This window comes from Desulfobacter sp. (assembly GCF_050177295.1).
Map to the genome: position 1 here is coordinate 1 of NZ_JBFXHE010000047.1, position 18,531 is coordinate 18,531.

Sequence of the window (18,531 nt, forward strand, 5' to 3'; positions counted from 1 at the left end):
TTCTTTGAATTTCTTCAAATTAAACAAAAATCTAATAAAAACGGTCAACCCCAAAATTCATAAGGGTTTCACAAATTCGTTCCTAAATTGTATTTACACCCTGTTGCGTCAATAGTATATTTTCTAAATTTAACATATAAAAATGAAAGCAATATCTAATTATGAATACTCATTCAGACCTGCCTTTTCTTGGCATAACCATGGGAGATCCTGCAGGTATCGGCCCTGAAATAATTATTAAAAGCCTTGCTGACCCTGAAATTCAAAATTTGTGTACCCCTGTTGTTTTAGGAGATCTCGAAATACTTAAAAAAGCAGATCTTAATTCAAAATTACTTCATAAGTTAGTCTTAACAGACGATTTATCTTGCGATTTCTCTAATTTTCCCAGAGGTTGCCTGATTCGCCTTTCCAGCCTGCCCCCGGATGTCACTGAACTTGGGCACCCCACCCCGGATACCGGACGCGCCATGGAAACCTATATCAATACCGGGGTGGATCTTGCCCTGTCCGGTGCCATTGATGCCCTAGTCACAGGCCCCATTACCAAAACAGGCCTGAAACTGGCCGGGTCATCCTTTCATGGTCATACAGAGTTGATCGCACATAAAACAGGGAGCGAGAATTTTGCCATGATGATGGCGGGGCCCCGCCTGAAAGTGGTTTTAACGACCATTCACATCCCCTTGTCCCAGGTGCCGGGGCAGCTGACCTGCCGGGAAATAACAAGAATCATCAACCTGACCCGGGACACCCTGATCGCAAGATTCGGTATCCCCAACCCCAGACTTGCCGTGGCAGGCTTGAATCCCCATGCAGGCGAACAGGGCATGTTCGGTAACGAAGAGGCGGATATCATTTTACCGGCAGTAATACAGGCCCGGAAAAAAGGGGTTGATATTACAGGCCCTTGCCCGCCGGATACCGTATTTTTTAACGCTGTTGAGGGACGGTTTGACGCCGTAATCTGCATGTACCATGACCAGGGGCTGATTCCTTTCAAGCTTGTACATTTCAGGGACGGGGTTAACACCACCATCGGACTTCCCATCATACGCACATCCGTGGACCACGGTACAGCCTATGACATTGCCTGGAAAGGGATTGCAGATCCCACAAGCATGAAAGCGGCCATTAAAATGGCGGCGGTCCAGGCGGTTAATCAAAAAAGGCATGGCAATAGCAATGGCAATTGATCAGATCATAATCAAAGGCGCCAGAACCCATAATCTGAAAAATATTGATGTCAGCATCCCCAAAAACAAACTGACCGTGATCACCGGCCTTTCAGGCTCCGGCAAATCCACCCTTGCCTTTGACACCCTTTATGCCGAAGGCCAGAGACGCTATGTGGAATCTTTATCCACCTATGCCCGCCAGTTTTTAGGCCAGATGGACAAACCAGATGTGGATGCCATAGAGGGGCTCTCCCCTGCCATTGCCATTGAACAGAAAACCGCCTCCCACAACCCGAGATCCACAGTGGGAACTGTCACGGAAATCTATGATTACCTGCGCCTTCTTTTTGCCAGGGCCGGCAGGCCCCACTGCCATATCTGCGGCAACCCCATTTCATCTGCATCCATTGACCAGATCATACAAAGCATCCTTTTCCCAATGCCTGAAAAAGGACAAAAAATAATGGTGCTGGCACCTGTGGTCACAAATAAAAAAGGCGAACACGGCCAGTTTATCCATCACCTGAAAAAGGAAGGATTTGCAAGACTTAAAATTGACGGACATGTCTGCTTAATCGAAGATGCACCAGTTCTTGATAAAAAAAAAGCACACGCCATAGAGGTTGTGGTGGACCGGCTGATTTTAAAACAAGGGATCGAACAAAGGCTGACCGATTCCGTTGAAACCGCACTGTCTCTTGCCCAAGGCCAGGTGATCATAGACAACCTGGATCTAAAAACACAGACCCTTTTCAGCGAAACCGCCACCTGCCACACCTGCGGTATCTTTTATCCGGAATTCACCCCTGCCAGTTTTTCCTTTAATTCCCCCCAGGGAGCATGTCCCCATTGTGACGGCCTGGGCCAGCTAAGGGAATTTCACCCGGCAAAAATTGTCCCGAACCACCATCTGTCCCTGCGCCAGGGGGCGGTACTGCCCTGGGCCGGAAAGGATTCCGTACGACATATGGAATTTTTAGATGCCCTGGTGACCCATTATAATGAAGATATCTACACCCCCTTTAAAGATCTTTCCACGGAATTTCAAAGGATTATTCTTTGGGGTTCCGGCACCCGCAAAATCCCCTTTTATGTTGAACAGGCCGGAAAAAAAATCGTTTATGAAAAATCCTTTGAAGGTGTGATTGAACAACTTGCCCGGCGTTTGCGGGATACAAAATCACCCGCTGTCAGACAGGATCTTGGCAAATACATGGGGCATACAATCTGCTCTAAATGTCATGGATCACGCCTGAACCCCGGTGCTTCGGCCGTTCAGGTGGCAGATAAAACCATCCGGCAGATTACAGCCATGTCTGTCCGACAGGCCGCTGATTTTGTGAACACACTTCATTTAACCGGCAGGGAAAAAGCCGTGTCTGAATCCATTCTTGCAGAACTGTCCCAACGGCTTTGTTTTCTGGAAGATGTGGGCCTTGACTATCTGACCCTTGACCGGTCCGCAGCAACCCTTTCAGGCGGAGAGAGCCAGCGCATCCGGCTGGCCACCCAGATCGGTTCGAAACTTTCCGGGGTCCTTTATGTTCTGGATGAACCCAGCATCGGTCTTCACCAGCGGGACAATGCCCGCCTGCTCAGTACGCTGATGCACTTAAAGGGCCTTGGCAATACCGTACTGGTGGTGGAGCATGATGAAGAGACCATGCTGGCCGCAGATCACATTATTGATGTGGGTCCCCAAGCCGGTGTAAACGGCGGACATGTTGTATTTTCAGGTCCGCCCGAAGACCTGGTCAAGGCATCCTGTCTCACCGGGCTGTATCTGTCCGGAAAACGCAAAATCCCCGTGCCTCAAACCAGGCGTACCAGCACCCAAAAATTTTTAACTGTCCTGGAAGCAAACGAAAACAACCTTAAGGATATTGACGTTTCTTTTCCTATAGGGTGTTTAACCTGTGTAACAGGGGTGTCAGGATCAGGAAAATCAACCCTGGTTCTGTCAACCCTTTACCAGGCCCTTGCAAGCAGGATAAACAGATCCGAAAAACCCGCGGGAAAACACCGGGCCATTTCAGGCATGGAATATATTGACAGGGTTATCCATATTGACCAGTCCCCCATCGGCAAAACCCCGAGATCCAATCCAGGCACCTACACAGGCGTTCTCACCCATATAAGGGAATTATTTGCCCAGACAACTGAAGCAAAGGCCAGGGGATACAAGTCCGGACGGTTCAGTTTTAATATCAAGGGGGGCAGATGTGAATCCTGTACAGGGGACGGCACTGTCAAAATTGAAATGCATTTTCTGCCTGATGTTTATGTGAGCTGTGATGTGTGCAAAGGCAGACAATTCAACCGGGAAACCCTTGAAATAAAGTACAAAGGAAAAAACATAGCCCAGGTTCTGGACATGACCATCAATCAGGCCCTTGAATTTTTTGATAATATATCCGCCATCCGGCGCCCCCTTTCCACTCTGGTGGAAACAGGGTTGGGATATATCAAGCTTGGCCAGGCCGCCACAACACTGTCCGGCGGGGAATCCCAGCGTATAAAAATTTCCCGGGAACTATCCAAGAAAAGCACGGGGAAAACTATTTATATTCTGGATGAACCCACCACAGGCCTGCATACCGATGATATCAAAAGGCTTTTAACTGTTTTGGACAGACTTGTGGATGCAGGCAACACCGTGGTGGTCATTGAACACCACCTTGATGTCATTAAATGCGCGGATTATGTCATTGATCTTGGACCTGAAGGCGGAGACCAGGGCGGGCAGATCATTGCCCAGGGCACCCCGGAACAAGTGGCCTGTACACCGTTATCCCATACCGGATTTTATTTGAACCAGGTTTTAGCAAAGGACTGAGTTAACAGGTGTCACAATCGTTTTCCATCATGCAGGATCCGTCCACCATGCAGGCAAACGCAATTTTTTCTGCCTGACCGGCCATTTTGGCAGACACCGCTTCAAATGTATCAGGCAAAGCCTTTATCAAAGGATGATCAGGCCCGGGAATGGCAGATATCCCCTCCCCTTGCACCTTTCCGGTTTTTCCTGAAATCAGTTCAGCATCCTTGCCATTGGTGACCACCACAAAAGGGATCTGGTAATCAAAGATCAGCCGCGACAACGCCAGGGTCGACAAACGCCGGGTCACAAGGGATCCCGGGGCATAGTTGATCATCATGACCGCGCGCTGATTCCTGTAAACCAGAAAATCAACCATCACCGCTGCACTGCGCCCAGCGGTGTGAATGGTTATTTCCCGATTCGCCTCAATATCTGATTTATCAAATCCCAGACCATTTACCAGATGCCGGGCAATTTGCTGGCGGTACCGTTCATCGTGGGTGTCCGGCAGGGTTTTGCCGCTTAAAAAATCAACAAGCTCACCCATAATCAGGTGATGGGAATTCTGACTCATAAAAACACCTCATATTTTGTCATTTATATATTGTATTTCACCATCTGGCCGGTATTCAGTCAAGCCTGATTTTATAAATTAATAAGATTTATTTTAATAATTTTATTATATTGAGTCTTAAGTAATTTTAGTGCCTTGACGATACCGTAAAAATTATTAAGGATTCATAAAAAGGAGATGAAAACATGAAAAACTTTTGTGTTGTTATTTTAGTATTAGCAACGGCGCTACCGCTAGGTTGTTCTAATGTATTTGAAAAATCTTATGTTAAAACCTCTCCTGGAATAGTTATAAAAAATTTGCCACCTGAACCTATAAACCAGATCATTACTTTTACCGCGATTGGGAAAGGGGTTCAACCCGAGGGCGCAATAACCAAAGGGCAAGCCATATTTTTGGCAGAAAGAGCGGCTATTGATGACGGCTATCGCCGATTAGCTGAAAAACTGAAAGGAGTCTATATCGAAGCTTATTCAAAAGCAGGGTTAGGCATTGTTGAGCAGAACATACTTGAATCCCGTGTCAATACCATAATAAGGGGTGTTAATATAAAACAGGTGTATATTGGAGAATATGGTATTGCGCAGGCTATCATGGAACTTCGTGTTAAATTTACCCGTTATGGAGAACTGTGGTGGCCGGCAGGGCTTAGCCCTGAATTCGGTAGTTGAAACGCTTTCTCCATATCATGCAGGGCATCTCTATTAACGCGAGAGTTTAAGAACTTGAGGCTGAAATTGTCCTTATTGGAGCAGATCCTTCACTATTCAAGTTAATAGCGGCCAGTATAGATTTCCAAATGACCCATATATTTCTGATAACAAACATATTGAACGATAGGTCAGGATTACACTGATTCCAGAAGACATCGGGCACGCTCAAAAATTCGTTCAGTGATAAAGCCTGCTTTTTATAAAAAGAGATAAGCGCATGAAAAGCAACTTTTTTGTGGTTATTGTTGTGGCAATGGCAATGCTGGTCGGTTGTTATAATGTTTATGACAAGTCACAAAGTGGACTAAATTATGAAAATTCACATAGTAACGTCTTAACAAATCCCCCATCTCAAAGCGTTCACCCGATCGTTACGTTTACCGTTATTGGGAAAGGGGTTCAACCCGGGGGCCCAATAACCAAAGGGCAGGCTATATATTTAGCAGAAAAGGCAGCTATAATTGACGGATACCGCTTATTAGCTGAAAAACTCAAAGGAGTCTATATTGATGCGTATTCAAGAGAATCGTTAGGCATTGTTAGTCATGATATACTTGAATCCCATGTTAATACTCTTATAAGGGGTATCAACATAAAAAAAATATCCCTTGGAGAATACGGTATTGTGGAGGCGGTCATGGAACTTCGTGTTAAATTTACCCGTTATGGAATGATTTGGTGGCCTGCAGGACTGAGTCAGGATTCTGAATCTGAAGGGGTGTAAATCACCCCGTTGTAGGAATCATGCCGCAGCCGCCTCTTCGATTCTACTTTCCCAAAATTCTTCCCACCAATCATTCGCTCTCAATATGCGTAATCTTTAATATAATCCCCAAAAGAGACATTGAGTTTGCGCTGGAAAAATTCCAGACGTTTTCAAAAAAAAAGAATTATTGACCTGATGTCAGGAAAAACATTATGAATGGCCATAAAAAATATTTAGCACAACGTTGCACAAAAATTTTATAAAAAGGACCCATCAGTCATGCTGGATTTTCTTCCCTCCCCGGTCAAGGGGGTGCTTTCATTTATTGGATATTTAATAAATACGATTTGTTTGACTGTTCCTTTGATTTTAACCGCCCTTTTAAAATTTGTTTTACCTTTTAAAGGCGTAATTGTATTACTGGACAAAATCCTTATCTGGCTTGCAACCCTGTGGATCACTATCAACGGTATGAATTGTGATCTGTTCAACAGGATAGACTGGCAGGTGAAAGGATTGACCCGTCTGAAAAAAAAGGACTGGTATCTTGTCATATCCAACCACCAGTCCTGGGTGGACATCCTGGTACTGCATAAAATCTTTAACCGCAAAATCCCCATGCTGAAGTTTTTTTTAAAAAAAGAGTTGATCTGGGTACCTTTTCTGGGGCTTGCCTGGTGGGCACTGGATTTTCCGTTCATGAAACGGTATTCAAAAAAATTTCTTGACGCCAACCCTCACCTGAAGGGAAAGGATCTTGAAAACACCCGTAAGGCGTGTGAAAAATTCAAGCATACCCCGGTGTCGGTGATGAATTTTGTGGAAGGCACCCGGTTTACCCCTGAAAAACATGAACGCCAGAAATCACCCTTTTACCGGCTCCTTTTTCCCAGAGCAGGCGGTATCGCCTTTGTACTGGGATCCATGGGCGAATACCTTAACAATATTATCAATGTCGCCATTGCCTATCCGGGCGGGATACCAACCTTCTGGGATTACATTTCAGGAAAAACAAAAAAAATCATTGTGGACGTGGATGTATTCCCTGTGAAAGAACAGATGATCGGCGATTACTTTAATAATGATAGGTTTAAGCAACAATTCTGTGAATGGCTTAATCAGACCTGGCAGGAAAAGGACAAAAAACTGGAGGAAATACTTCTTTTCGAACCGACGGACAGGTCATCTGCCTGACCCAGGCAATTGTCTGTAAAAAACACCCCGGTAACAATTGTTATAACCCTTAAAATACAATTGAAAACACTGCCGGGGAGAGTCCCGGCAGCAGGAGATAAAAGAGGGATGCCGCTGTCAGGCGGCCGCGATATCCTGTGTTAAAAGGTACACCAAATTTTTCTGAAGGGTTTTATAAAGTATGTTGTGGATACCGTAATGCTCGGTCACAATGGACATGGACCGTTCATAGGCCAGCAATGCGTTGTCCCATTCCCCGGACAGGGTGTATAAATTGCCCAGGTTATTTAAAAGCTTTGCGACCAGGCAATCTTTATTCAGCATACGGGTTAAAGTAAGTGCCTGGTTCATATTTTTAAAGGCCGTGTCAAATTTTCCGGCATTCCCGGCTGCCATGGCTGTGCGGTTCAACGAACCAATGTCCTTGAGCATGGATCTTACACATTTTTTTGGGTTATGCGGCATTGATCACATCCTGTGTCCATTCATTTATTTCTGATTCTTCGGGCTCCCCGTCAATTCTAAGAGATTCACACACAAGGGTGGCACCCAGCTTCCTCAAGCGCTCTTCAATGGCATCCACAGCGCCGCAGAAATATTCATAGGATGAATCTCCGCACCCGAACACGGCAAATCTCTTGCCTGATAAATTTAAGTCCCCATTCATATTCTCATAAAAAGGTGCAAAATCCTCCTGGAATTCGATCTCATCATCTCCCCAGGTGGAACTGCCAAGCAGGTACAAATCAAACGCCTCATTAAGGATATCTACATCAACATCGGACACATTGATCTTTTTGACTGTGTAATTAGCATTGGACAGATCTGTTGAAATAGTATCGGCAACAGATTCGGTATTTCCAGTGGTTGATCCGTAAATAATCAGCGCAGTACTCATAAGTCCTCCCAAATTTATAATTTATGATATTTAATTTTAGGCATGGCTAACAATAATGGCGTAAAATAATCATGTCAAGTGTTTTTTTAAAGACGGGAATATTTTTGTGGTGCGGACTTGTCTGAAACGCTTGTAAATTAAGCTGACCGGGACAGCCGGTCAGCTATGAAAATAAATCAGATCACGCCTGCCAGTTCGTGCTTCAGGGACCGGCCCATCAGCCGCTCTACGGTTCTTTCCACAGGACTGTTCTCAAACAGGACAGAATAGACTTCAGCGCAGATGGGCAAATCGACATTGAGCTTTTTTGACATGTTATAAATGGACCGGGTAGTCTTGACACCTTCGGCCACCATGCGCATTTCCGAAATAATATCATCCAGGCACTTGCCCTGTCCGATCTGTTTGCCAACGGTGTAATTTCTGCTGAGAAACCCTGTACACGTCAGCAACAGGTCACCAACACCGGCCAGTCCGGAAAGGGTTAAAGGATCTGCACCAAGGCGGGTACCCAAACGGTTCATTTCCGTCAGGCCCCGGGTAATCAGGGCAGCCCTGGGATTAAGCCCCATATTCATTCCGTCACAGGCCCCTGCGGCAATGGCGATCACGTTTTTCATGGCTCCGCCGATCTGGGTGCCTACAATATCATGGTTAACGTAAACCCGGAAATTGGGCCCAGAAAACACGCTCTGGATAAATTTGGCCACCCCATTTTTCAGTGCGGCCGCTGCCACCACTGTTGGTACGCCGCCAGCAACTTCCTTGGCAAAACTTGGGCCTGAGAGCACACCGATATTGTGGCCGGGCAGAAAATCAATAATTTCGGACAGGATATCGGTCATGGTCATGTGGGTTTTATTTTCAATACCCTTGGAAGCACTGACCAGAACAGTTCCCGGAGAGACAAAAGGCTTCATCTGTGTGGCCACGGCGCGCATACAATGGGAAGGTACCACCATGAGCACAAGATCTTTTTTTGACACTGCTTTTTCAATGTCATTGGTAGGGTTAATCCCCGGGGGCAGACTGAACCCGGGCAAAAAACTTCTGTTTTCCCGGTAAAGGGTAATTTCCTCTTTTATCTCGGGTTCAAAAGCCCAATGATCCAGAGTAAACCCTTTATCCGCAAGCAGTTTGGCAAGTGCTGTTCCCCAGGCACCCGCCCCGACAACGCCGATTTTTGCATTCATGATATCCATAAACAGTATGCCCCTGCCCGCCCCGGTAAAATTTTGTCCGGAGCGGACCATTGATTTGTTAAAATTAGGTTAGATGATATATATTAATTTTTAAAGAGATTCAACTTCAGTTTATCCACCCTTGATTTATATTATCTCCGCTTTGCTGCATACCACCCATCCTACCTTATCTTTGGCAAAGCGGATTTTCATGTAATTATCTTTTTTCTCCAGCACCCGAACCCGGGTTCCGGCATGCAGATCAAACAAGAGGGTGGCGTTATCCATGGTTCCGGAACGTACACCGACCTGTTCCGCAAGAATAACAGCCTTTACATCCGAGTGAATCCGGTCGTATTCAAGGCCAGCAGCCAGGGTTGTGCCGGCAAAAAGCAAAAAAATAAAAATGCCTGTCCCTGAAAAAATCTGCCGGCCCCTGGCCTTTTTAACCGTTGCCCAGATAAAAAATCCAAAAGAGAGTGTAATGGCGGCATATTGCAGCCATTCCAAAGAAACCAGGCCCTGCCAGAAATAGAGGATACTGGAAAAGGAAAATCCAGGTTCTTTTTTATCTTTTAACAGGCTTTGGGCATAGTCCAGATTAAATTTCAAATCCGGATCTGACGGTGCAAGTTTTCTTGCCCGCTCATACCAGAGTATGGCCCGGCCTAAATCCTTGCTTTTCAAATATGCATTACCGGTATTATAGAAAAGATCTGGATTCTTCACGCGGGTTTCAGCAATGGACTCAAACTGTGCGGCAGCAGCAGCATAATCCCCGGCCTTATAGGCGCGCACTGCATCCACAAACACACCAGCTTTGTCTTTTACGGCGAGAACTTGTTTTGAGGCACGGGCGCCGGCACTCTCCTGGGCAGCCATGCCCGTGCCCCGGGACATGAAAAGGGATAGTCCCACACAGGCCACAACCATGAGCGTACGAATCAGGGATGCCACCTGGTCCAGGCAGCTTCGGGCGGCGTTCTCATCCATGGGCCTCCCCCCGAAACGGGCCGCGTCCATGGTATCCATCAGCTGGGTGACTTTGTTCACGGTTTCCTGGTCCCGGCCGTTGTGGCACAGAATCTGCCGGACCTCATCCCGGGTCAGGCTTTCGCCCCCCTTGCCGCCCCGGGCCAGGACGGCAAAGGTAAGCGCGGAAGACAGACCCGGCAGAAATCCGGGATCGTCGGCTGAGGTTTTCCGGGCTTTTTTCAAAGAAGCCCATGCTTTTTCACGGTATTTCGCCTTCAGGGACTTTTCCCTGGCACCCAGGCGCATGGCCGTGCTTGCCGCGCCAAACCCTATAGCCGGCAGGCAGACCAGAAAAGCAAACCAAAACAGGGAAAGACAGGGCCGTGAATGGATACTTGCAATATCTTCTTTAATATCCAGAATATCCCTGTTTTGCAGCTTAACCTCGGATTTGTTGTTCTTGGGTGGCATTGGTGTTCCTGGGCCCGTATTTGCGGCAGGTACCCCGTCCACAACGGTCACAGGGCCGCCCGGTCGGACGTCAAGGGTTAAAGGCGTTGTGGTGATGGTTTTATACGTTTTTGAATCCGTATCAAAGAATACCAGACAACGTCCCGGAATCACCGCCTTTCCAGGTACAGAGGCAACCAGGGCCTGCTTGAACACTTTATGTCCCTCAAATCCCTGTTCAGTGACCTGTACATCCTGGGCCGGGGTATCTTCATACACCTTGAACTTGTCCCTATCCAGGTTCAGGGCAGGCAAAGCCGCATCCATAATATTGCCCGTACCTTTAATAATGACGGTCAATGTGGCGGATTCACCTGTTTTAACCGTGTCTTTATCCAAAGTACTTGATATGGAGAATTTTCCCACAAGGCCTGAAAAGGGCTGGTCGCTTTTATATTCCGGTAAAGGAGAGACCGTCAGGTCCACGGAATTGGACACCACGCGCACGGGCTTTGCCGGTGTGGTATCAAAAAGGGAATCACCGAAAAAAGAGTCATTGAATACGGAATTAAACGAATCACGTTGCCTGGCCCGCTGCATGGGTACCTGGGCCACAAAAACAGCCGGCGGAATGGTAAACTGCCCGGGTGTTTCCGCCTGGACCAGATATTTTGTCTCATTCACCATAAAGACCCGGCCGTTGATGGTCCGGGTGTACTTGAACCAGTCCGTCAACTGCTTGGCTGTCAGGCCCTCAAACCGGGGCGGATCAAAGGAAGCGCCCTGGATCTGTTTTGCCACACACAGTTTCAGGGTGTACACAGCCTGCTGTCCCGGCACGATCCCGTCGCTGCTCAGGGAGGCTTGGGCAAAAAAATCGCCCTTGTCATCATCGGCCTGCGCTGGGGGTTCTGCCACCAACATTTTAATTTCCCTGGTCAATACGGATTCGCCGTCCCGGACACAGGTGATGGGCGGAATCGTCAGCACACCGGTTTTTAAAGGGATCAGCATGTACTGATATATGACCTTATGGCTGTATGTGCCGTTGATATAGCTTGTGCTGGACTGGGTGCCGGCTGGATTCACCTGGAACCCGGTTATGCAGGATGTATCCACCTGGGCCTCACCGCCGCCCACAATCACCTGCAATGACACAACATCCCGGGGCGTAATACGGGTCTGGTCCACCTGGGCCGTGGCGGTAAAAGAAAGGGCCGTGCAGGGCAGACAAAAAAGCAGCGCTGCAATTGCCCAGCCTGCCACATGAAGATGTGTTCGGGTCATAATGGTGAGATTACCAGTCTTTATCATTGTTTTGTGCTCCGGTTTGGGGCATCAGGGCCATGCCGGGTTTGTCTTCCAGGCGGTTGAGACGGTTGTCAAGCATTTTAGACTGTATCTGCTGCATGTTATCCTGTTCCTTTTGCCCTTGCCCGGTTTTTCCTGCCTGGGCCGCCTTAGGTTGAGAATCCTTTGCTGACAGATCCTGATGCTGATCCGCTTGGGGCTGGTTCGTTGGGGGTTGATTGGGCTGCTGGGTGTTTTTTTCAGGTTTATTCTGATGATTTTTATCCCCCTGATTTTTCTGGCCCTGGGCCTGATCCTGGTTCTGTTTTGGGGACTGATCTTTTTGATCCTGGTTATTCTTGCCCTTCTGGTCTTGATCCCCCTGATCCTCGTTTGGTTTGTTCTGATTTTTCTGGTCTTTATCCTGCTGATCTTGCTGCTGTTTCTGCGCTTCAAGCTTTTTCTTTACAAATTCAAGGTTTTCTTTGGCCTGGGAATCATCGGGAAATTCCTTGAGCAGGGTCTGGTAATCCTCAATGGCCTTGTCCAGATGGTTTTGACGGTAACGGGTGTTGGCAAGGTTATAGAGGGCATTGTGTTTAAGTTCCCTGTCCGTTGCGTTCACAGCCTGGGCAAAGTTGGATTCAGCCAGGTCATATTCACCGGCTGCATAGGCAGCAGTACCGATATTATAATAGAGACGCAGATCATCCGGATTCTCAAGCTGGGCCTCAATAAAATGATTTTTTGCCTGCTGGAACTGCTTGCTCTCCCAGGCCTGCATGCCCTGCTTTACCGGGGAGGTCCAAAATCCTGCCCTGGCAAGGCCCGGTGTCATAAGGCCCATGGCAATGGCCAGACAAATCAGTGAGCGTCCGTTTCTTATGCCTGATTTCCGGCGGGGCCCCTGGGGAAAGCAAGCTTCAGCAAGCAGCAGCAGTACACAGGGAAGCAAGGCCCACTGGAACCGTTTTTCCCAGACCTTTTTGCGGCCCTGGGTCAGCGCCTTTCTCTCCATGGTGCCCAGGATATCTCCGGAATAGATTTGTTCAAGGTCCATGTCCCCGGCCACGGACCGTACATACCGGCCCTGGGTCATGGCAGTAATTTTTTTAAGCATGGCTTCGTCCACTTTTGACAAAATGATATTGCCTGCGGCATCCTTTTTAAATCCCCCGCCCCTGGCCGGAATCGGGGCACCGGCCAGGTCCCCTACCCCGATGGCGAAAATGCGGATTTTCTCCTTGGCAAATTTTTTCACCACCTGGGTCAGGGCGGCTTTATCACCGGCTGTATCCTCACCGTCGGTGATGAGAATAACGGCTTTCCCCGCAGTGGATGCCGGGTCAAAACCGTTGTAACAGGTCCCAAGGGCTGCGGTCAAATCCGTTCCCCCAACAGGCAGATGGTCAGGGTCCAGGGCATCAAGGAAAATCCCGAAAGCATTATAGTCAAGGGTTAACGGGCATTGCAGCACCGCAGCCCCGGAAAAAGCCACGAGCCCTGCCCGGTCTGAATGCATCAACCGGGTCAGATCAATGATTTCCCGCTTGGCCCGGGTCAGCCGTGTGGGGGATACATCCTGGGCCAGCATGCTGCGGGAGCAGTCCAAAGCGACCATGATGTCCACCCCTTTCTGGGTGGTTTTTTCCCAGCGGTACCCGGCCAGGGGGCCTGCCAGGGCCACCACGGCAAATCCTGTGGCAAGTACGGCCAAAACCGCTTTTACCCATTTGGGGCCATGGGAGAACCCGGGCAGGATATGGTCAAACATGGAAGGCTGCGCATATTGGGCAAGGATTTTTTTGTGCCGGAAAATTCCATACACCAGCACTCCTGCCAGGGGGGCAAGTCCCCACAGAAAAAACAGAATATGCGGATGGTCAAATTTCATATGTGTATCTTTTCAACTCCTTAAGGCAGTTCCAGCAGTCTTGTGCTGCCAAGGCCCAGACACGCAAGGTAAAGCAGCAACCCCGGGATCAGGAACAGGGTATAAAGCTCCTTGTAATCCACCCATTTGTCCACCTTGACCTTTGTCTTTTCCATTGAATCAATCATTTTATAAATGGATTCAAGGCGTTGAGTGTCCTTGGCCTGAAAAAAGGTGCCCCCGGTCTGTTTGGCAATGGAATCAAGGGCATCCCAGTCCATATCAACCTGGCGGTACACATACTGCTGACCAAAAAGCCCGTCCACAAGGAAAGGCACCTTGCCCCTGGAGCCCACGCCAATGGTGTGAATTTTAATTTTTCTTTGGGCCGCGATCCTGGCGGCCTCTTGCCAGGACAACTCTCCGGCATTGCTCTTACCGTCAGTGAGCAGGATAATGATGTTTGATTTGGCCGGGATATCTTCTAGGCGTTTGAGCGAAATTCCCATGGCATCGCCAATGGCAGTGCTGGTTCCGGCAGCCCCGATCTTCAAATGATCCAGCATGAATGCAATGGTGTTATAGTCCCGGGTCAGCGGCACCTGGGTAAAGGCATGGGTGCCGAACACCACAAGGCCGATGCGGTCCCCTTCCCTTTTCATGATAAAATCGGAAACCACCCCCTTGACCGCGTCAAGGCGGGTGACAATCTTGTTGTCGCGTTTGAAATCAAGGGCTTTCATAGACCCGGACAGGTCAAGGGCCAGAATAATATTCACCCCTTCGGTCTCCACATTGATTTTGCGCTCGCCGGCCTGGGGCCGAGCAAGGGCAACAATCATCAGGCTTAAGCCCAGCACCTTCACCAGGGGAATGAGACGGGCCGCCAAAACAGCGAAACTGAAAGGCACCCGGGAAGTGCCGGTCAGACTTGACACCCGGATACTGTGGCCCGAAGCGTTGGACAGCCATTTAAATGAAAACCGGTTTGTATTTTTAGCCGTATGAACCAGCAGCCAGATCCAGGGCAGAAAAAGAAGCAGCAGAAACCAGGGGGAGGCAAACCGAAACATCAGGCATCCTCCGATTCTTCTCTGGTTGCCCCATCTGCAATAATCTGTTCAATCCGGGCCACAAGGCTGCCGGCAAGGGCCAGATCCTGCTGCATCCGCCCGGCATCCAGGGAAGTATGGGCATCCGGGGGCATGTAGCGGATGGGATCGCACTGGTCCTGGAACCGGATCAATTCCGTTTTAAGCCCTGTATCCAAAAAACGAAGGCTTTTCACGGCCCTGGCCATCTCCTGGGAGGTCATCTCGGAACAATTGATTTGAAACGTGCCTGAAACATAGGTTTTTACAATACGGCCCAGTTCAAAATAAAAAATTTTAGCATGATGGCCGAAGTCAGCCATGCACCGTTCCAGGTCCCGGACCGCTGTTTCGTATGGGGAGAGCAGGGGAAGGGCCAGGGCCTCCTGTGTCTTATTCTTTCTTTTTTTAAGCCAGTACCGGACAACCAGGATAACCAGCGCACAAAGCACCATTGCTCCTGCAACCCAAAGAAGCCACCGGACCAGTACCGGGTCCAGGCCTGTCATCATTGGAGGCCGTATGTCATGAATATCGTCAAGCATCAGCGCCTGCTCTCCCGAAGCATGAAATACCGGGTCAATACGTCGGATACACTGTCAGCAGTGGTGACATCCACAAGATCCACCCGGGCTTTGGTAAATACCGACTCTGTCAGGGAATGGATGTTCTGCCGTTGATCCGTATACCATTGCCGCATCTTTTTGCTGCCCGCATCCATGAGCGTCTCTTCCCCGGTTTCAAAATCCTTTACCCGCACAATACCGGCAAAGGGCAGGTGAAAGGCCCCTTCATCAAACACACGCATGCCCACCACCTCATGCCGCCGGTTTAAAAGGCCCAGGCTTTTTTCGTACCGGGGGCTGAGATAATCGGAAATTACAAAGACAAAACTGCGCTTTTTGCTGATTTTTGCCATGAAATCCAGGGCACAGGCGATATCCGTCCCCACACCCTCGGGCTCAAAGGTGAAAATCTCCTTGATCACCCGCCAGATATGGGCAGATCCTTTTTTAGGCGGGATATACTTTTCCACCTGGTCCGTGAAAAAAATAACGCCCACCTTATCATTGTTTTTAATGGCGTTAAATGCCAGAACCGATGCCAGCTCCGCCACCTTTTCAAGTTTGCTGCCCGAATGGGTGCCGAAATTTAAAGACGCGCTCATGTCAATGAGCAGCATGACAATGGATTCGCGCTCTTCCCTGAACAGCTTGACAAACACCTTGCCCGTGCGTGCCGAAACATTCCAGTCAATGGACTTGACATCATCGCCCGGGGCGTACTCGCGCACCTCTTCAAATTCAATACCTGAGCCCTTGAACACAGACCTGTACTGTCCTGCCATCAGGGTGTTGACGGTTTTGCGGGACTTTATGTGAATCTGCTTGATTTTTTTTATGATATGGGCAGGAATCATTCCATGGTCACCTGTAACAATCTATTCTGTAACCATTTTTTATGGTACTTCCACGGAATCGAACAGATCCGCCACCACCTGCCCGGTTGAAATTTCTTCGGCCTCGGCCTCAAAGGAGAGCAGAATTCTGTGTCGCAGCACATCCGGTCCGGCAAGCTTTATGTCCTGGGGCGTCACATAGGCCCGGCCCGCAAGAAATGCGGTAACCCTCGCGGCCTTGGCAAGAAAAATGGTGGCCCTGGGCGAGGCCCCGAACTCAATGTAATGACCTGTCTGCATGTTGCTGGATTCCGGGTTTCGTGTGGCAAAGATCAGGCTGACAATATAGTCTTTGAGTTTTTCATCCACATACACCTGATCCACCAGGCGTTTTAATCCGGCAAGTTCCTCACAAGACACAACGGGCGAGATCTCTTCCACGGCGGAAAAGCTTGTCTTTTTAAGAATCTCAAGCTCCTGGGCCCGGGTAGGGTATTCCACCAGCACCTTGAGCATGAACCGATCCACCTGGGCCTCGGGCAACGGATAGGTGCCTTCCTGTTCAATGGGGTTCTGGGTGGCCAGCACCAGAAAGGGGGAAGGCAGGGCATAGGTGGTGTCGCCTATGGTCACCTGCTTTTCCTCCATGGCCTCCAAGAGTGCAGACTGCACCTTGGACGGGGCCCGGTTGATTTCGTCGGCCAGAATAATATTGTTGAACAACGGGCCTTTACGGGTGACAAAATCCGTGGTTTTGGGCCGGTAGATCTCTGTGCCGGTCAGATCCGCAGGCAAAAGATCCGGGGTGAACTGAATGCGTTTGAAATCTGCCTGGACAGCGGCGGCCAACGCCTTGACCGCCGAGGTTTTTGCAAGGCCCGGCACCCCTTCAATGAGTACGTGCCCGCCGGTGAGAAGGCCTGTCAGCAGGCTGTCAACCAATTTTTCCTGACCCACCAGGGCTTTGCCCACCTCACTGCGGATACGGTTCACCAGAAGATGGGCTTTTTCAATCTGCTTTGTGATTTCTTCCATAACGTACCAATCCTTTGTACTGCTACTTTTGACCATTATTTCGGGCGGCCGCAGAAAAGGCCCGGCCCTGAATGAACAATATTTTTAGTCTTAAATATAGTGTGCGCAAATGTGGTGTCAAATGACAAAAAGGTTAAGTTCATTAATTGCTGCCAACCCGAGGTCATCAGTCAGGCCATTGCGGAATCGGCCCCGAGTATATCTCAGTATTGTCCGAAAACCTGGTGGGCGCGTAAGGGATCACCCATTATTCATAATCGTTTGTATGAACTCGCCTTTTCCCGAAATGTCAACAATGTCCCGGACCGTTAAGAACAACAGGCTGGGGGCCTTAAGGCCAAAGGCTTTAAATGACCATTTAAAATCCAGGTCAATGGAACATCCCATGTTATCAGCAGATCGTGTAACAATAAAGTTCAAGGGCAGTTGGCGGACCCGCCCCATAAACTCCAGGACTGCCAGCACCTCCGCCTTATAGCAGGTATCATCCATGCGTGCAAAGGACTTTACCTCGGTCAGTTCGATGGTGGCTTCAGGGTATTGGTCGATTTTCAGATAGTCGGCCATGGCCTTGTTGCGGTCAGCATGGCCGGTATCAAAGCACCGGGTCTTTGCCCGGGCCTTGGCAAAGGCAATGGTTTGTGCATCAAAATCAATGCCGATCTGCGCCTCAACTTCTTTGCAGGTCCAGCCTTTAAAGGTATGCAACGGTGCATAGGCAATAAAGCGCACATCATAGTTATCAGTTAATATATAAGTATAATTTTCAACAACGTTGTGTTCAACTGCAGGGTCCATATGCATCTTCCTTGTCTTTGGATGGCTTTTCAGCTGCGGTGGTGTATTTTTTCGTTAACCTACCATAAATAACTATTGCATTTCAAACTTTTAATGGTATATTAACAAAGTTAACCCTTGCTATTTTTCGGAATTATTTAATATCCCAAAATAAATTAAATTTCTCGAAGGCCACTCCAAGCAATTAAAAGGCCATGAACGCCGCAAAATTCATGGCACATGTGGTCTCTCTTATGGGCCATGGGAGCCCGGGGTAGTAACCCGGAGATTGACCCGGGGCTGAATAAAATGATATAAAAGTTTTTATTTTAACCTGCAGTCTATATAATAGATATGAACAACCACGCAGTTAAAT

General features: G+C 48.6%; 16 protein-coding genes. 5 read left to right on the forward strand and 11 right to left on the reverse strand.

What is annotated here, in order from left to right; all coding sequences use genetic code 11:
- The first annotated feature begins 161 nt into the window (after positions 1–161).
- Positions 162–1,196: a 4-hydroxythreonine-4-phosphate dehydrogenase PdxA gene (gene pdxA, locus AB7U36_RS05805; RefSeq protein WP_428158849.1), complete on the forward strand. Its 1,035-nt coding sequence runs from the start codon at positions 162–164 to the stop codon at positions 1,194–1,196.
- Positions 1,186–4,014 (forward strand): excinuclease ABC subunit UvrA, encoded by a 2,829-nt coding sequence (uvrA, locus tag AB7U36_RS05810; RefSeq protein WP_428158864.1) that lies wholly within the window; start codon positions 1,186–1,188, stop codon positions 4,012–4,014. The genes pdxA and uvrA overlap by 11 nt, the downstream gene beginning before the upstream one ends.
- A gap of 1 nt (position 4,015) precedes the next feature.
- Here the strand turns inward: uvrA and AB7U36_RS05815 are convergent, their stop codons facing one another.
- Positions 4,016–4,573: a type I restriction enzyme HsdR N-terminal domain-containing protein gene (locus AB7U36_RS05815; protein WP_428158850.1), complete on the reverse strand. Its 558-nt coding sequence runs from the start codon at positions 4,571–4,573 to the stop codon at positions 4,016–4,018.
- A gap of 185 nt (positions 4,574–4,758) precedes the next feature.
- On the opposite strand from AB7U36_RS05815, the gene AB7U36_RS05820 reads away from it, so the two are divergent.
- The 3 genes from AB7U36_RS05820 to AB7U36_RS05830 all read left to right on the forward strand — a co-directional run bounded on the left by AB7U36_RS05820 (position 4,759) and on the right by AB7U36_RS05830 (position 7,186).
- Complete coding sequence (locus AB7U36_RS05820) at positions 4,759–5,244, forward strand: LPP20 family lipoprotein (protein ID WP_428158851.1); 486 nt, start codon at positions 4,759–4,761, stop codon at positions 5,242–5,244.
- A gap of 259 nt (positions 5,245–5,503) precedes the next feature.
- Positions 5,504–6,010, forward strand: a complete 507-nt coding sequence (locus AB7U36_RS05825; protein WP_428158852.1) for an LPP20 family lipoprotein — start codon at positions 5,504–5,506, stop codon at positions 6,008–6,010.
- A 261-nt stretch (positions 6,011–6,271) separates the two neighbouring features.
- The gene (locus AB7U36_RS05830) at positions 6,272–7,186 is read left to right on the forward strand and encodes an acyltransferase (RefSeq protein ID WP_428158853.1); all 915 of its coding nucleotides are present in this window, start codon (positions 6,272–6,274) and stop codon (positions 7,184–7,186) included.
- 117 nt (positions 7,187–7,303) lie between these two features.
- On the opposite strand, the gene AB7U36_RS05835 is transcribed toward AB7U36_RS05830, so the two are convergent.
- From AB7U36_RS05835 to AB7U36_RS05880, 10 genes are all read right to left on the reverse strand, one after another.
- Positions 7,304–7,651 carry a tetratricopeptide repeat protein gene (locus AB7U36_RS05835; protein ID WP_428158854.1) on the reverse strand — a complete coding sequence of 116 codons (348 nt, stop codon included), beginning with the start codon at positions 7,649–7,651 and terminating at the stop codon, positions 7,304–7,306.
- Positions 7,641–8,084, reverse strand: a complete 444-nt coding sequence (locus tag AB7U36_RS05840) for a flavodoxin (protein WP_428158855.1) — start codon at positions 8,082–8,084, stop codon at positions 7,641–7,643. The genes AB7U36_RS05835 and AB7U36_RS05840 overlap by 11 nt, the downstream gene beginning before the upstream one ends.
- Positions 8,085–8,260: 176 nt before the next feature.
- Positions 8,261–9,286 carry an NAD(P)H-dependent glycerol-3-phosphate dehydrogenase gene (locus AB7U36_RS05845; protein WP_428158856.1) on the reverse strand — a complete coding sequence of 342 codons (1,026 nt, stop codon included), beginning with the start codon at positions 9,284–9,286 and terminating at the stop codon, positions 8,261–8,263.
- A gap of 126 nt (positions 9,287–9,412) precedes the next feature.
- Positions 9,413–12,004 (reverse strand): BatD family protein, encoded by a 2,592-nt coding sequence (locus tag AB7U36_RS05850; RefSeq protein WP_428158857.1) that lies wholly within the window; start codon positions 12,002–12,004, stop codon positions 9,413–9,415.
- The gene (locus AB7U36_RS05855; protein WP_428158858.1) at positions 11,988–13,874 is read right to left on the reverse strand and encodes a VWA domain-containing protein; all 1,887 of its coding nucleotides are present in this window, start codon (positions 13,872–13,874) and stop codon (positions 11,988–11,990) included. The genes AB7U36_RS05850 and AB7U36_RS05855 overlap by 17 nt, the downstream gene beginning before the upstream one ends.
- 20 nt (positions 13,875–13,894) lie before the next feature.
- A complete protein-coding gene (locus AB7U36_RS05860) occupies positions 13,895–14,926 on the reverse strand; it encodes a VWA domain-containing protein (RefSeq protein WP_428158859.1) in 1,032 nt (343 codons plus the stop codon).
- Positions 14,926–15,489, reverse strand: a complete 564-nt coding sequence (locus AB7U36_RS05865; protein WP_428158860.1) for a hypothetical protein — start codon at positions 15,487–15,489, stop codon at positions 14,926–14,928. The genes AB7U36_RS05860 and AB7U36_RS05865 overlap by 1 nt, the downstream gene beginning before the upstream one ends.
- Complete coding sequence (locus AB7U36_RS05870) at positions 15,489–16,364, reverse strand: DUF58 domain-containing protein (RefSeq protein ID WP_428158861.1); 876 nt, start codon at positions 16,362–16,364, stop codon at positions 15,489–15,491. Before AB7U36_RS05870 ends, AB7U36_RS05865 begins: the two co-directional genes overlap by 1 nt.
- Before the next feature lie 39 nt (positions 16,365–16,403).
- Positions 16,404–17,378, reverse strand: a complete 975-nt coding sequence (locus AB7U36_RS05875; protein ID WP_428158862.1) for an AAA family ATPase — start codon at positions 17,376–17,378, stop codon at positions 16,404–16,406.
- 240 nt (positions 17,379–17,618) lie between these two features.
- A complete protein-coding gene (locus AB7U36_RS05880; RefSeq protein ID WP_428158863.1) occupies positions 17,619–18,176 on the reverse strand; it encodes a YceI family protein in 558 nt (185 codons plus the stop codon).
- Positions 18,177–18,531: the final 355 nt, after the last annotated feature.